Genomic DNA, 14,500 nt, shown 5'->3' on the forward strand with positions numbered 1-14,500 from the left:
ATGATTGAATTTGATCTCATCCTGGAGGATGACAGCTGGCAGGCCATTCCGGATCTGGAGCAAGTTTGTCAGGCCGCTTTCGAGGCCGCGCGCAAGGTGGAGCCAGCCGACGGCGTTGTGTCGTTGATGCTGGCCGATGATGATGCGCTGCATGAGTTGAACCGCCAGTTCCGCGGCAAGGATAAGCCAACGGATGTGCTGTCCTTTCCGGCGGATGCGATGGACCGTCCCCTGCTGGGCGACATTGCCGTGGCGCATGGTGTGTCGCTTGCCGACGCAAATGCGCAGGGCAAGACCCTTGCGGACCATCTGACGCATTTGCTGATCCATGGGTATCTCCATCTGATGGGGCATGACCACGAAACACAGGCAGAGGCCGGGATTATGGAAGCATTGGAAATAAAGGCGCTTGCATCCCTGGGCATTGCTAATCCATATTTGACGGACTGAATCACCTGAGGCCATGAGCGACCCTGACTCTTCTGAAGCGCCGCCGAGCGGCCGATTGCGTAGCTTTTTCGGTTTTGGCCGAAAGCACGAGGCTGTTGAATCGTCTTCGGACCATGCCAATGGAGACGATCCGCAGCACAATCCAAACGAGATGCGCCTGCGCCTGGCTGAGTTCCAGGACATGCGCGTGGAAGACGTCATGGTGCCGCGCGCCGAGATCAAGGCGATTGAAGTCGGCACGGAATTTCCTGACCTGCTGAAATATTTCGCTGAAGTGACGCATTCGCGCCTGCCGGTTTTCCGCGAGACGCTGGATGATCCGATCGGTTTCATTCATATCAAGGATGTCGTGACCGAACTGGCCAAGGATGGCGAGCCGGCCAAACGCCCATTGGAGCGGCTGCATCGGGAGGCGCTGTATGTGCCGCCTTCGATGAAGCTGACCGATCTTCTTGTGAAAATGCAGTCCACGCGTATTCACCTGGCGCTCGTGGTAGACGAGTATGGCGGCACCGACGGTCTGGTCAGCCTGGAAGACCTGGTTGAAGAAATCGTCGGTGACATCGAAGACGAACACGATGATGAAGAAGCGATGTTCGTGCGCCGCAGCCAGAGAGTCTGGGAAGCGGATGCGCGAACCGAGATAGACGATTTTGCCGAGGAAACGGGCATTGACCTCTCAATCGAGGATAATGACGGAGATTTCGACACGCTGGGCGGCGTGGCCTTTGCCCTTGCGGGCAAGGTGCCGGTGCGCGGCGAGGTTCTGCGTCACCCGACAGGGGTCGAGATTGAAATCATGGATGCGGATGCAAGGCGAATTCGCCGTGTGCGCCTGCGGACACCGGAACAGCCCGCTCCCGCCTCTCAGGAGTAAAGCATGAAACACGAGGTGCGGAGTCACGGGTTCACGGCACTTGGACCCTTGCACGAGGCGTTTGCTCGCCTGACAGGCTGGGCGGCGGTTGCGACCTGCATTTTGCTGGGTGCGTTTTCCGCTGTGGCCTTTGCGCCCTTCCATTTCAGCGCGGTACTGGTGATTTCCTTCACCGGTCTGGTCTGGATGCTGGATGGCGCGCGCGGTCATCGCAAATGGGGCAAGGCGGTTTTTCTGCGCTGCTGGGCATTTGGCGTCGGTTTTTTCCTGATCAGCATGCACTGGACGGCCGCGCCCTTCCTGGTAGAGCCGGAAAAGCACGCCATCTTCCTGTGGATGCCGCTGGTACTGTTGCCGGGCGGGATGGCGATCATCTGGGGTGTCTTTGGCGCAATGGCGGGGGCTTTCTGGTCTGCGTCTCCGTCGCGCATCTTTGTCTTCGCCTTTTTCTTTGCGCTGGCCGAATATGTGCGTGGGCACCTGTTTGGCGGCTTTCCCTGGAATTTGCCGGGCACGAGCTGGGTGCCGGGTGGCGCGCTGTCTCAGGGCGCATCGCTTGGCGGGGTCTACTGGATGACGCTTGTTACCGTCTTCCTGATGTCGGCCCCTGCAGCACTGGTGGACACACGCGAAGCGCGCGGATTGATGCTGCGCATTGCGCCATCCTTTGCCGCGGTGATCCTTTTGGCGCTGGGCTGGAGCTGGGGCTCGCAACGCATTGCAACGCCGTCTGCAATGACAGACCAGACTATTGTGCTGATGGATTCCGGCGTGCCGCAGGACGAAAAATGGGATATCGGGCCAGACCCGATCCTCATCGAATATCTGCGCCTGTTGTCCAATCAGGAAGGAGAGCCCGGCGACATCGTGATCTGGCCGGAAGGGGCCCTGCCCACGACCTTGCTGCAGGATGCCAATGCGCTGGACGCCGTGGGCGCATATCTAGGGCCGCGCAAATTGATTGCCGGCACAACGCGGTATGAGATTACCGGCGACAATACGCGCGACTATTACAACAGCCTGACCGTCATTGATGACACGGCGATCCGCTCCGGGCCTGTGGCGCTGTATGACAAACACCGTCTGGTGCCATTCGGGGAATTGCCCGCCGCGCGCATCATTCCGTTCGGGGGGGCGCTCTCCGGCATCCTTCCGGGCGCGATCCAGCGCATGGCGCGGGATGGCTTCCATCCAGGCCCCGGCCCGGCGGTGATCTATGCCGATGATATTCCGCCTTTTGTTGCGATGATCTGCTATGAGGGGCTCTATCCCTCCATTCCTCGTAATGCGAACCTGGGTGCGCGGGCGGACTGGCTGGTGCTGATCTCCAATGATGCCTGGTTTGGCGGCGGAATGGGCCCGGCGCAGCATTATGCGCAAAACCGGTATCGCGCGATCGAGACCGGTCTGCCATTGGCGCGCGTGGCCAGCCGCGGCGCATCTGCCGTGGTTGATGGCTATGGCCGTGAAGTGTTTCGTGCAGCCCCTGTTACAGATGCACCGAGTGGCTGGAACACGGATTTTGGCCGTGGAAAACTTCCCGCGCCTGCGCCCGTGACGCTTTACCAGACACGGCTCGGCCTGTTGCTTTTCTGGTTAACGCTTAGTCTCTTTGTCGGACTGGCTTTCCTGACGTGGCGGCGGTAGACCTATCGTTTCATTCAGGATCTGAATTGGATGGGGAATGTCGGATAGTAAACTTCCGAGCGGGATAGACCGCGTGGTGGGCCAGCGTATTCGCTGGCGCCGCAAGGAATTGAATCTGACCCAGGAAAAACTCGGCGACCTGCTGGGCCTGACTTTCCAGCAGGTGCAGAAATACGAAAAAGGCATCAATCGCGTTTCCGCTGGCCGCCTGTATGAAATGTCGACCGCGATGGGCGTGCCGGTCACTTATTTCTTCGATGGGGCGGAGGCCTATCTGCAGCATGAGGCGCTTCAGGTGGCTGAAGACGGGGATGATATCCACGCGCCGATAATGACATCCGAAGTGCTGGACCTGATCGCGGCCTTTCAGCGAATTGAGGATGTCTCGCTGCGCAAATCCCTGCTTGCAACCGTGCAGGCGGCGGCCAGTGCGTTCGACGACAAGCAGGCTGAGGATTGATCCGCCGCCCGCTCTCGGGCATCAGGCGGCGCGATGACTGACAGACACACTGATCCCAAGCATACTCCCTTGCGGACATTTGGCAGGACAGGCGGGCGTGGCCTGTCTGCCCGTCAACAGGGATTGATCGACACCTTGTTGCCGACCTTGCAGGTACCGGATGCCCTGGAGGGGACGCTGGACCCGGCAGGCCTGTTCGGGGATGCGCGCGATATGTGGTTAGAGATCGGCTTTGGCGGCGGCGAGCATCTGGTTGGACAGGCAGGCCTGCACAAGGAGGTGGGTTTTATCGGCTGTGAGCCCTTTATCGAGGGTATGGCCAAGGCGCTGACCGGCATTGAGGCGCAAGGCCTGACCAATGTGCGGCTGGTGATGGAAGATGCGCGGCCTGTCATGGCCTCTCTGAAGGATCGGAGTATTGCCCGAGCCTTCATTCTGTTTCCCGACCCGTGGCCAAAGAAACGCCAGCAGAAGCGTCGGCTGATCCAGCCGGAATTTCTGGTGGTTCTACACCGCATCTGCAAGCCTGGGGCGAAAGTGCGGTTTGCAACCGACGTGAAAAGCTATGCCGATGAGGCTTTGCAGCGTTTCCTTGCGCATGGCGGATTTGATTGGCAGGCAGAGCGGGCGGATGACTGGCGTACACCGCCAGAAGACCACCTTACAACCCGCTATGAAAGCAAGAAACTGGGCGATTGCGCCCCAGTCTGGCTGGATTTCATTCGCAGCTGACACAAAGCATTCACTTGACGGAATGTCGCACCCGTGAATTAATAGCGCCATCGAATTCGGTCGGTCTGAAATATCAAGACCCCGTCAGACCGGCGGCCATGACTTTCCTTCCCTCCCGTTTCGATAGGTGGACTTGGTCCAAATCCGGACCGGGCCGCTTCAATTGAACGTAAAGGACTACAAGTAATGGCAACTGGCAAAGTGAAATGGTTCAATGACCAGAAGGGCTTTGGCTTCATCAAACCTGATGAGGGCGGCTCGGACGTTTTCGTTCACATTTCAGCCGTTGAGCGCTCCGGCCTGCGTACGCTGGCTGAAGACCAGGCAGTATCTTATGAACTCTACAAGGACGAACGTCGCGGCAAAACCTCGGCTGTTGACCTGAAAGTTCTTTAAGACAGAATTCTCTCGAGAGAATTTCAGACGGCGGTTCCGGCAGCGGAGCCGCCGTTTTCGTGTCTACAGCATCGCATACTCGACAGGCAGCACAGAGAGCGCTATATGTATCCCAAGTCGAAACATATCGGCGGCGGTTCCGGAAACGGGGCCGCCGCTTTTCTTTACCGGAATACTCCCCCACACGCATGATCGCTCTGACAGAACAGGAACGTCGCATTCTCGCTCTCGCCACGCCCGTGGCGGAGTCCCTTGGCTTGGAAATCGTACGCCTGCGCATTCAGGGCGGACGACGCCCGCACCTTCAGATCATGGCGGAGAAAGCTGGCGGCGCCCCGACCAATGTCGAGGATTGCGCGCGGCTGTCACGCGCCTTGGGCCCGGTACTGGAAGAGGATGACCCGATCAAGGAAGCCTATACGCTGGAGGTCTCCACGCCCGGCATTGACCGCCCGCTGACACGGGAAGGGGATTTTGGCCGCTGGGTAGGCCATGCCGCAAAAGTGGAACTGGCACGCCCGATTGATGGTCGCCGCCGCTTTACTGGCATCATTACCGGCGAAGACGAGCATGGCGCTCATCTGGAGCTGGACGACGAGACCGAACTGGTCGCGCACGTCCATGAGATGAGCCGCGCTAGCCTGATCCTGACAGATGAACTGATTGAAGCGGCACGCGCCTCCGGCAATCTGCCGCCGCAACCTGATGAAGACGATCTCGGCGATCTTGAAGTCGACGAGAGCGATGAAGACACCGAGTCCAATGAAGAGACGGGAGACGTCAAATGAATACCATCGGCGTTTCAGCCAACAGGCTGGAAATCCTGCAGATCGCCAAGGCGGTCGCTGAAGAGAAGGCGATTGATCAGACGATCGTCATCGAGGCTATGCAGGAAGCCATCGAGAAGGCCGCGAAAGCAAAATACGGCCAGGAGCACGACATTCGTGCCAAGATCGATGCGCAGACCGGCGAACAAACGCTGTGGCGGATCCAGACGGTCGTGCGGGACGATGAGTTCGAGGACGAGTCCAAACAGCTGCGTCTGTCGGAAGCCAAGAAGATCGATGACTCCCTTGAGGTGGGCGATGAGCTGAAGGAAGAGCTCCCGCCCTTCGATTTCGGTCGTGTAGCTGCCCAGACCGCCAAGCAGGTCATCATGCAGAAGGTGCGTGATGCCGAGCGTGAGCGTCAGTATAATGAGTACAAGGATCGCGTCGGCGAGATCATCTCTGGTGTCGTCAAGCGGGTCGAATATGGCCATGTGATCGTGGACCTGGGTCGCGCAGAGGGCATCATCCGCCGCAATGACGGTATCCCGCGCGAGAACTTCCAGACAAATGACCGTGTCCGGGCTTATCTCTACAAGGTCAGCCGCGAGACCAAGGGCCCGCAGATCTTCCTGTCCCGTTCGGCACCTGACTTCATGGTCAAGCTGTTCGCGCAGGAAGTGCCGGAAGTCTATGAAGGCGTGATCGAGATCAAGGCCTGTGCTCGTGATGCGGGTAGCCGTGCCAAGATCGGCGTCATCTCCAATGACAGTTCGATTGATCCGGTCGGTGCCTGTGTGGGTATGCGCGGTGCACGTGTCCAGGCCGTTGTTGGCGAACTTTCCGGCGAGAAGATCGACATCATTCCGTGGAACTATGACGACGCGACCTTCATCGTGAACGCGCTGCAACCGGCCGAGGTGTCGAAAGTGGTGCTGGATGAAGATGAGCGCCGCGTAGAAGTGGTGGTCGCAGACGATCAGTTCCCGCTGGCCATTGGCCGCCGCGGCCAGAATGTGCGTCTTGCCTCCCAGCTGACCGGTTGGCAGATCGACCTCGTCACCGAAAGCGCCGATTCCGAGCGCTATCAACGCGAGTTCCAGGAGCGTACCGACCTGTTCATGAAAGCGTTGGATGCGGATGAAACGCTGGCTCAGCTGCTCGCCTCTGAAGGCTTCGAGACAGTCGAAGAGATCGCCTATGTGGCTCCGGAAGACTTCATCACGATTGAAGGCTTTGACGAGGATGTGGCCGCTGAACTGCAGGAGCGTGCCCGTGAATATCTGGACCGTGTTGCCGCCGAGAATGATGCCAAGCGCAAGGAGCTGGGCGTTGAAGATGCCGTGATGGAATTGGAAGGCATGACGCCGTCCTTTGCTGTCCGTCTTGGCGAAGAAGGTGTGCAGACGCTGGACGATGTGGCTGGCCTTGTGCCGGACGACATCACGGGCTGGCGCGAGCCGGGCCCGGATGGCAAGCCAGTCTGGGTTGAGGGCATTCTGAAGAAGGGCGAGATGCGCAAGGATGACGCGCAGATGTTCGTCATGAAGGCCCGCGTTGCCGCAGGCTGGATTGAACCGGATGCTGTCGAGAAGATGCTCGCTGAAAAGGCTGAAGAAGAAGTCCCGGAACTGACCGAAGAAGAACGCGCGCTGTTGGCGCTGGGCGATCTCGGCAGCAATGCTTCTGAAGAGGCGGTCGATGAGGCCCTTGAAGAGCTCGAGTTTGATCTCGAAGCCCTGGCAGCGGAGGGCGGCGATGACGAAGCCGCACCGAAAGACTGATGCGCGGGTAACCGGCACTGACAGATCTGGCATGGCGGACGGGGAGGCCCCTGTCCGCCAATGCGCCGTGACGCGGGAACGTCTTCCGCAGACAGAGATGGTGCGCTTTGCGCTCTCCCCTGAGGGTGTAGTGACGCCAGATGTCTCTTCCCGACTTCCTGGACGGGGCGTTTGGGTGAAGGCTGATCGACAGACGCTTGAGATAGCGATCAGCAAAGGGGCGTTTGCCCGTGGGTTCAAAACTCAGGTGAAGGTGCCGGATGGTCTGATGGATCAGATCGAGGCGCTCTTGCTGCAACGCTTTACGGGGCTTCTGGGTATGGCCAAGAAGTCCGGTGAAATCGTTCTGGGCTTTGATCAGGTGCGCGATGCGCTCCAGAAGAAACGTCCCGGGCTTTTGCTTGAGGCGGCCGATGGTGCAGAAGATGGCCGCTCAAAGGTGTATTTCCTTGCAAAAGCACTATATAGCGACGTGGAAATTGCCGGTGCGCTCAGTTCTGAGGAATTGGGCGTGGCGTTTGGGCGCGAGCGTGTGATACACGGTCTCGTCCGCAAAGGGCCAATTGCGAAGGCTGTACGGCTTGCCTACCGGCGGCTTGCCGGATTTCGCACACGGCCCGAACTGGACTGGTTTCCGGATCAGGATCGGTAGCGGAAAACAAAGCTGAGGCGCAATGGCGCGCATCGGCAAGAAACGTGGTATGAAGAACGCATGAGCGATACGAAAGACACTGGTGGCAATTCAGGCGGGCGCAAACCGCTCACCGTATCCCGGAAAAGTTCCGGTACGGTGAAGCAAAGCTTCAGCCATGGCCGCTCCAAGCAGGTGGTTGTTGAGACGAAGAAGCGCCGGGCGGTAGGCCCTGGCGGCTCCTCCTCCGCACCTGCCAAGGACGCACCAAAGGCGAACGACTCCCTTGAGGCCCGTCTTATCGCGACCGCGAAGAAGCTGGGTATTACGGTAGACGAGCTGAAAGCACGTCAGAAGGCTCTCTTGGAGCGCAAGAACGAAGTTGCGGCCCGCGCCAAAGAAGAACAGCGCGAGAAAGAGGCTCAGGACCGTCTTCGCTCCGAGCAGGAAAAGAAACTGCAGGAAGCGAAAGAGCGCGAAGAGGCTGAAGCCCGCCGCAAGGCCGAGGAAGAAGCTCGCAAGGCCGAAGAGGCCGCCGCAAAAGAACGCGTCGACCGCGCCGCAAAAACCCGCAGCAAGCCCTCTGCCCCGGCTGACAGCCCGGCTGCGGCGGCGCCTGCGGTGGACGATGGCCCGGCGCGTGGTGGCGGCAAACGCAAATCCAAGGACGACCGTGATCGCAGTGCCCGTGAGACGCCGAGCCGTTCCTCCCGTGGTGGTGGCGGTGAGCGTCGTCGTGGCAAGCTGACCATTTCTTCTGCGCTTGGCGATGATGCAGACCGTCAGCGTTCGCTGGCCTCCCTGCGCCGTGCGCGTGAGCGTGAACGTGAACGCCGCACAGGCGGTGGCGAACAGCGCGAGAAAGTGTCTGTCGAAGTCACTCTGCCGGAAACAATCACGCTGCAGGATCTGGCCCAGCGGATGAATGAACGCGTCGCAGACGTTGTGAAGTTCATGATCCAGCAAGGCGAGATGCTGCGCGGCAATGACATTATTGACGCTGACACGGCTGAACTGATCGCCGAGGAATTTGGCCACACCGTGAAACGTGTTGCCGAATCCGATGTCGAGATCGGCCTGGAAGGTGAGGATGACGACCCGAAGGACCTGAAGCCGCGCCCGCCTATCGTCACGATCATGGGCCATGTTGACCACGGCAAGACCTCTCTGCTGGACGCCCTTCGCAAGACCGATGTGGTCTCTGGCGAAGCGGGCGGCATTACCCAGCATATCGGTGCCTATCAGGTGAAGCTGAAATCCGGTGAGCGGATCACCTTCCTCGATACGCCGGGCCACGCGGCCTTTACGGCCATGCGTGCGCGCGGTGCGACGGCTACCGACATCGCCATTCTGGTAGTGGCCGCGGATGACTCCGTGATGCCGCAGACGATTGAATCCATCAATCACGCCAAGGCGGCCGGTGTTCCAATCATCGTGGCGGTCAACAAGACCGACCTGCCCGACTCCAATGCCGACAAAGTGCTGACAGACCTGCTGCAGCATGATGTTCAGGTTGAAAGCATGGGTGGTGAAACCCAGGCTGTGAAAGTCTCTGCCCTGACGGGTCAGGGCCTGGACGAGCTGACAGATGCCATCACCTTGCAGGCGGAACTTCTGGAACTGAAAGCCAACCCGTCGCGCGATGCAGATGGCGTGGTGATCGAAAGCCAGCTGGACAAGGGCCGCGGCCCGGTTGCGACCGTGCTGGTCAAGCGCGGTACGCTGGAACGCGGCGACATCGTCGTGGCCGGCTCGCAATGGGGCAAGGTGCGGGCTCTGGTTGATGAGCGTGGACAACAGCTGAAGGGCGCAGGGCCGTCCCAGCCGGTCGAGGTACTCGGCCTGGATGGCGCGCCGGATCCGGGTGACTCCTTTGTGGTTGTCGACACCGAAGCCCGTGCTCGTGAAGTCACCGAATACCGTATCCGCTCCAAGCGACAGGTTTCCGGCAAGGCGGGTGCTGCGGCGCGTGCCTCACTGGATCAGCTGCTCAGCAAGCTGAAGGATGGCTCTGTCGAGACGTCCGAGCTGCCGGTGGTCGTGAAGGGTGATGTTCAGGGCTCTGTGGAGGCGATTTCCCAATCGCTGGACAAGCTGTCGACCGAAGAAGTCCGTGCCCGTGTCATTCATGGCGCCGTGGGCGGTATTTCCGAAAGCGACGTTCTATTGGCCCGTTCGTCCAACGCGCCCATCTTTGCCTTCAACGTCCGCGCCAACAAGCAGGCGCGCGATCTGGCAGAGAAGGAAGGCGTCGAGATCCGCTACTATTCCGTGATCTACGATCTGATCGACGATGTGAAAGCGACCCTGTCGGGCATGCTGGCACCGGAGAAACGCGAAACCTTCATCGGCTATGCCGAGATCCTCGAAGTCTTCAACATCACGAAAGTGGGCAAAGTTGCAGGCTGCCGGATCAGCGAAGGCAAAGTGCTTCGCGGCTGTGGCGTTCGCCTGCTGCGGGATGATGTCGTGATCCATGAAGGCAAGCTGAAAACGCTTAAGCGCTTCAAGGATGAGGTCAATGAGGTCAATTCCGGCATGGAATGCGGTATGGCGTTCGAACGTTATGACGATATCCGTGTCGGCGACAAGATCGAGTGCTTCCAGGTTGAGGAAATCGCAAGAACACTCGACTAGAACAGGTCACCTATGAGTGAACCTGTCATTGTCTCGGGCCAACTGGCCGAAAAAGACCTCAAACGTCTTGCGCGTCTCAGTCGGGGCGGCACGGTAGGGCCTACCGCGGTGTATTATGCCGGGGTGACGGCCCCGGTCATTTCGGCCAGCATATCTCTCATGGTCCATAATGCGGCGGACATGGCGGGTCTGAGTGACTACTGGCAATGGTTTCTGTCGGCGCTTGTCGCGGCATTCGCCGGTATTTCGTGGTATCTCATCTTCATGCGCTGGTCATCCGGGAGCAGCGGAGAAGAAAAGGATGAGGTGGCACGGCAGGCGGAGATCACTCTTCTGGAGGATGTGCTGCAGGTGCGCCGGGGGGGCATTGAAACCCGGATCAGCTGGGACGCCATCAAAGAGGTGAAACAGCATCGTGGACATACAACAGTCCGGATACGTGGCGGGGATGCCGTGATCATTCCGGCATCGTGGTTCAACAAGGACAAGACGGCCCGCAAGGCCTTCACAGAAGAGCTCATGCAGAAGACAGGCAGCTGATGGCACGTAAATCTTCCCCTTCCGGCAATATGCCGACCCAGCGCCAGCTCCGTGCCGGCGAATTGGTACGCCATGCCGTTTCAGACATTCTGGCGCGCGAGGATTTGCGCGATCCGGAGCTGGTTGGCGTGATCGTCACGGTGGGGGAGGTGCGTTGCTCTCCCGACCTGCGTCATGCCAATGTGTTTGTCTCCCCGCTGGGCGATGACACGGAAAAGGGACGCACGGCGCTGGCCGAAGCGCTGAACCGCGCGGCGGGTTTCCTGCGCGGGCGTCTTGGCCGTGAGATTGATCTGAAGTTCACACCGCAGCTGCACTTTATCGCTGACAAATCGTATGATGAAGCAACCGCGATTGACCGTCTTCTGGCCGATCCACGTGTAAAACGCGATCTGGAGCCTGAATAGCACCGGCCGGTCCTGTCTGGATCGCTTGTAATTTGACAGCTCCGGATAACGTTGCGACCCTGTAATGAATTAGACAGGGACTCCTGCAATGGATCGTCAGACTCTTGATATGGAAGGCGCGCGGCGCGGCGAGATTTCGGCTGCGTCCCTGCAGATGGGTGATGATACGATCGCCATTCAGGGCATCGCGACCATGTCCGTCGAGTCCGTGGATTTCTATCCGTGGGATACACCCGTCAATCGCCGTACCAAAAGCCTTTATGCCACCTTGTTTGTCGTCTGCCTGTTCTTCGGTATGATGGCGCTGGCCTGGTGGGGCCTGACACCCCAGCGTCCTTCCGGCATGGTCGCGTTGGCTGTTGGCAGCGGCCTGATGCTGCTGGCGCTGTTCCTGGGCCTGCGGGTGATCCAGGTCGCGATGCGCCTGAAGAAGCGGCAAGCCTATTTCCGGCTGGTCATCGGCGCTGCGGATGGGCGTCAGATTCCGCTGGTTGACAATAATCGCGACATTCTGCTGCGTATCCGCGACGTGGTGCGGCACAAGATGGATACAGGCGACCGAGACATGCGCGGGGATTTCGACCTGGACCTGGATCTCGTCAATCTGCGCCTGCCGACACAGGCCGAGCGGCCAGCCAAAGCGGCTGAACCGGTGCGCTCAGCTGGGGCCGTGCCGGAGCGGCAGGAAGAGGCCGAAGCAGAAGAACGTGACGTACTTTTCGAGCGCGAATTGGACTCTGAAGACATCAAGACTGCTTCATGATGTCTCCTGCTTGCCGCTGATGACTTGACGCAGACAGGCGCGCTTCGTAAGGCCCCGCCTTCGTTCTATTCCAACTGACCGTCGCCGCCCGCGTTCGAACCGTCGGGCCGCGCAGATAAAGAGAGTCTACATTGGCCCGCCAAAGAAAACGCAAAGGTGACCCGATCAGCGGGTGGCTGAACCTGTTCAAACCCGTGGACATGACCTCAACCCAGGCCGTCGCTATTCTCAAGCGGAAGTACAATGCGCAGAAAGTGGGCCATGGCGGTACGCTGGACCCGCTTGCCGACGGCATCCTGCCCATCGCTTTTGGAGAAGCCACCAAAACGGTCCAGTGGGCGATGGACGCTGAAAAGGAATATGTCTTCACCATCCGCTGGGGCGTCTCGACCGAAAGCCAGGATGCCGAAGGCGAGATAACAGCCACCTCAGATACCCGTCCGACGCGGGAGCAGGTGGAAGAGCTGCTGAAAGACTATCTCGGGACCATTGAACAGGTGCCCCCGAAATTCTCTGCCATCAAGGTCGACGGCCAGCGCGCCTATGATCTGGCCCGGGACGGGGAAGACTTCGAACTGACCTCCCGCGAGGTGCAGGTCTATGAAGCCGCTGTGATCGGGATGCCGGATGCGGACCATACGGTGATCCATGTCACCTCTGGCAAGGGCTTCTATGTGCGGGCAATGGCGCGGGACCTGGCCTGTGACCTGGGCTGTGAAGGCCATATCAGCCAGCTGCGCCGCACGCGTGTCGGCGTGTTCGGCGCGCCGCAGGCTGTGCCGATGTCGCGTATCGAAGAGACAGAGGACAAGGAAGAGCTGCTCTCCCTGCTTCAGCCGGTTCATGCCATTCTGGAAGACATTCCCCAGATTGACATTTCCCGCGATGAAGCGCGGGAAATCCGTCAGGGCCGCGCGATTGTTCTGTTGCCGCACATTGTAGAGCAGTGGCGCGAAGCCGCCGCCGGCGCGGAGGAATATGACCGGGCGGCGATAGCCATCTGCTCCGGCAAGGCTGTCGCGATGGGCGATGTGCGGGCCGGACGGTTTGAGCCGAGCCGCGTTTTCGTGAACTGAGCCATTCTGACGAGGCTCTGATACCCGTGCCTATGGGCTGGCGGCAGCATGGGCGCTGGCCCAGGCCCATTGGAAATTATAGCCGCCCAGCCAGCCTGTGACGTCCACACATTCACCGATGAAATAGAGGCCGCGCACATGGCGGCTTTCCATCGTGCGTTGGTCCAGCCCGTCGGTTGAGATGCCGCCCACGGTCACCTCTGCCGTGCGATAGCCCTCGGTGCCCATGGGCGTAAGGGTCCAGGCGCGGGTGAAGGCGGCGAAATCGTCAATCACGGCGTGGGAGAGATCCGCCAGACGCATCTCTGCGCTTAAGGGGCCGATATCCGCCACCAGCGCGGCGAGCCGGGCAGGGAAGAGGTCTTCCAACGCCTTGGCGAGGGTCTGCTTCGGCCGGGCCTGTTTGGCCGCGCGCAGGGTTTGCGCAAGATCAGACTTTGTGAGTAGACTGAGGGTCAGGCTCTCCCCCGGATGCCAATAGGAAGAGGTCTGCAGGGAGGCCGGCCCGGACAGCCCGCGATGGGTGAAGAGCAGGTCTTCGTCAAAACTGACCCCGGAGACGCTGGCGCGCACAGGCGCGGCGACGCCGGAGATGGCTGCGAATTTCTCGCCCAGCTCCCCTGAAAAAGTGAAGGGGACAAGGCCTGCTCGGGTTTCAACAATGTCATGCCCGAACTGGCGGGCGATGTCATAGGCAAGGCCGCTCGCCCCCATTTTGGGGATCGACAGGCCGCCGGTGGCAACGACCAGGCGCTCTGCCTGAAATGGTCCGCCCGATGTTTCCACATCATAGCGACCATCGCGATGATGTATGGCCAAAATCTCCGTAGACAGGCGAATTTCGGCGTCGACGCTGGCGGCCTCGTCCAGCAGCATCTGGATAATCGCGCCAGACTTCTGATCACAGAAAAGCTGGCCCTTGTGCTTTTCAGTATAGGTGAGCCCATGCGCCGCCATCAGGGAAATGAAATCCCAGGGCGTATAGCGCGCCAGGGCGGATTTCGCGAAATGGGGGTTCTGGCTGAGGAAGCGGTCGGCGCGTGTTTCCAGATTGGTGAAATTGCACCGTCCGCCCCCTGAAATGCGAACTTTCTCAGCCGGCCGTTTTGCGTGGTCCAGCACCAGAATTCGTCGGCCATTGCGGCCGGACATGGCTGCATGAGCCAGCCCCGCGGCCCCCGCTCCAAGGACGATGGTGTCGTATGTCTGCGCCGCCTGCATGTACCGGCCTTACCGGTTTTCCTGGCGGCCTGCCAGTTGTCTTTGTCATTGTGTTTCCTTTGCTTTGGGATTTGCCCCTCACCTCCTGCGCCTAAAGCCGGACTGGCCTTCG

The 14,500-nt window shown here is 59.8% G+C and carries 15 protein-coding genes; 14 read left to right on the top strand and 1 reads right to left on the bottom strand.

Annotated elements, in window-relative coordinates:
* The 14 genes from ybeY (at position 1) to truB (ending at position 13,167) form a co-directional block, all read left to right on the top strand.
* Positions 1-450: an rRNA maturation RNase YbeY gene (ybeY, locus tag HY2_RS15845; protein ID WP_034829338.1), complete on the top strand. Its 450-nt coding sequence runs from the start codon at positions 1-3 to the stop codon at positions 448-450.
* Between the two features lie 13 nt (positions 451-463).
* Positions 464-1,327, top strand: coding sequence for a transporter associated domain-containing protein (locus HY2_RS15850; RefSeq protein WP_034829339.1), 864 nt, complete (start codon positions 464-466; stop codon positions 1,325-1,327).
* Between the two features lie 3 nt (positions 1,328-1,330).
* A complete protein-coding gene (lnt, locus tag HY2_RS15855) occupies positions 1,331-2,974 on the top strand; it encodes an apolipoprotein N-acyltransferase (protein WP_034829341.1) in 1,644 nt (547 codons plus the stop codon).
* 37 nt (positions 2,975-3,011) lie between these two features.
* Positions 3,012-3,434 (top strand): helix-turn-helix domain-containing protein, encoded by a 423-nt coding sequence (locus tag HY2_RS15860; protein WP_034829343.1) that lies wholly within the window; start codon positions 3,012-3,014, stop codon positions 3,432-3,434.
* Positions 3,435-3,467: 33 nt separating this feature from the next.
* Entirely contained in the window at positions 3,468-4,166 is a 699-nt protein-coding gene (trmB, locus tag HY2_RS15865) for a tRNA (guanosine(46)-N7)-methyltransferase TrmB (protein WP_034829345.1), read from the top strand.
* A gap of 186 nt (positions 4,167-4,352) precedes the next feature.
* A complete protein-coding gene (locus HY2_RS15870) occupies positions 4,353-4,562 on the top strand; it encodes a cold-shock protein (RefSeq protein WP_027839282.1) in 210 nt (69 codons plus the stop codon).
* A 188-nt stretch (positions 4,563-4,750) separates the two neighbouring features.
* Positions 4,751-5,350, top strand: coding sequence for a ribosome maturation factor RimP (rimP, locus tag HY2_RS15875; protein ID WP_034829347.1), 600 nt, complete (start codon positions 4,751-4,753; stop codon positions 5,348-5,350).
* Positions 5,347-7,113 carry a transcription termination factor NusA gene (nusA, locus tag HY2_RS15880; protein ID WP_034829349.1) on the top strand — a complete coding sequence of 589 codons (1,767 nt, stop codon included), beginning with the start codon at positions 5,347-5,349 and terminating at the stop codon, positions 7,111-7,113. Before rimP ends, nusA begins: the two co-directional genes overlap by 4 nt.
* Complete coding sequence (locus HY2_RS15885; RefSeq protein ID WP_051595118.1) at positions 7,088-7,765, top strand: RNA-binding protein; 678 nt, start codon at positions 7,088-7,090, stop codon at positions 7,763-7,765. Before nusA ends, HY2_RS15885 begins: the two co-directional genes overlap by 26 nt.
* Positions 7,766-7,825: 60 nt before the next feature.
* A complete protein-coding gene (gene infB / locus HY2_RS15890; RefSeq protein ID WP_034829351.1) occupies positions 7,826-10,381 on the top strand; it encodes a translation initiation factor IF-2 in 2,556 nt (851 codons plus the stop codon).
* Between the two features lie 12 nt (positions 10,382-10,393).
* Positions 10,394-10,921 carry a YcxB family protein gene (locus tag HY2_RS16945; protein WP_051595119.1) on the top strand — a complete coding sequence of 176 codons (528 nt, stop codon included), beginning with the start codon at positions 10,394-10,396 and terminating at the stop codon, positions 10,919-10,921.
* Complete coding sequence (rbfA, locus tag HY2_RS15900; RefSeq protein WP_034829353.1) at positions 10,921-11,328, top strand: 30S ribosome-binding factor RbfA; 408 nt, start codon at positions 10,921-10,923, stop codon at positions 11,326-11,328. The genes HY2_RS16945 and rbfA overlap by 1 nt, the downstream gene beginning before the upstream one ends.
* Positions 11,329-11,416: 88 nt before the next feature.
* Complete coding sequence (locus HY2_RS15905) at positions 11,417-12,091, top strand: hypothetical protein (RefSeq protein ID WP_034829355.1); 675 nt, start codon at positions 11,417-11,419, stop codon at positions 12,089-12,091.
* A gap of 131 nt (positions 12,092-12,222) precedes the next feature.
* Positions 12,223-13,167, top strand: coding sequence for a tRNA pseudouridine(55) synthase TruB (truB, locus tag HY2_RS15910; protein WP_034829357.1), 945 nt, complete (start codon positions 12,223-12,225; stop codon positions 13,165-13,167).
* Between the two features lie 30 nt (positions 13,168-13,197).
* Here the strand turns inward: truB and HY2_RS15915 are convergent, their stop codons facing one another.
* Positions 13,198-14,388: a BaiN/RdsA family NAD(P)/FAD-dependent oxidoreductase gene (locus HY2_RS15915; RefSeq protein ID WP_034829358.1), complete on the bottom strand. Its 1,191-nt coding sequence runs from the start codon at positions 14,386-14,388 to the stop codon at positions 13,198-13,200.
* Positions 14,389-14,500 lie beyond the last annotated feature (112 nt).

Origin of the sequence: Hyphomonas pacifica, from assembly GCF_000682675.1 — a bacterium.
Lineage (GTDB): Bacteria > Pseudomonadota > Alphaproteobacteria > Caulobacterales > Hyphomonadaceae > Hyphomonas > Hyphomonas pacifica.

Bases quoted from the DNA above. Each gene is read 5' to 3' on its own strand.
- ybeY (WP_034829338.1), top strand. From the start codon at position 1: ATGATTGAATTTGATCTCATCCTGGAGGATGACAGCTGGCAGGCCATT.
- HY2_RS15850 (WP_034829339.1), top strand. From the start codon at position 464: ATGAGCGACCCTGACTCTTCTGAAGCGCCGCCGAGCGGCCGATTGCGT.
- lnt (WP_034829341.1), top strand. From the start codon at position 1,331: ATGAAACACGAGGTGCGGAGTCACGGGTTCACGGCACTTGGACCCTTG.
- HY2_RS15860 (WP_034829343.1), top strand. From the start codon at position 3,012: ATGTCGGATAGTAAACTTCCGAGCGGGATAGACCGCGTGGTGGGCCAG.
- trmB (WP_034829345.1), top strand. From the start codon at position 3,468: ATGACTGACAGACACACTGATCCCAAGCATACTCCCTTGCGGACATTT.
- HY2_RS15870 (WP_027839282.1), top strand. From the start codon at position 4,353: ATGGCAACTGGCAAAGTGAAATGGTTCAATGACCAGAAGGGCTTTGGC.
- rimP (WP_034829347.1), top strand. From the start codon at position 4,751: ATGATCGCTCTGACAGAACAGGAACGTCGCATTCTCGCTCTCGCCACG.
- nusA (WP_034829349.1), top strand. From the start codon at position 5,347: ATGAATACCATCGGCGTTTCAGCCAACAGGCTGGAAATCCTGCAGATC.
- HY2_RS15885 (WP_051595118.1), top strand. From the start codon at position 7,088: ATGACGAAGCCGCACCGAAAGACTGATGCGCGGGTAACCGGCACTGAC.
- infB (WP_034829351.1), top strand. From the start codon at position 7,826: ATGAGCGATACGAAAGACACTGGTGGCAATTCAGGCGGGCGCAAACCG.
- HY2_RS16945 (WP_051595119.1), top strand. From the start codon at position 10,394: ATGAGTGAACCTGTCATTGTCTCGGGCCAACTGGCCGAAAAAGACCTC.
- rbfA (WP_034829353.1), top strand. From the start codon at position 10,921: ATGGCACGTAAATCTTCCCCTTCCGGCAATATGCCGACCCAGCGCCAG.
- HY2_RS15905 (WP_034829355.1), top strand. From the start codon at position 11,417: ATGGATCGTCAGACTCTTGATATGGAAGGCGCGCGGCGCGGCGAGATT.
- HY2_RS15915 (WP_034829358.1), bottom strand. From the start codon at position 14,388: ATGCAGGCGGCGCAGACATACGACACCATCGTCCTTGGAGCGGGGGCC.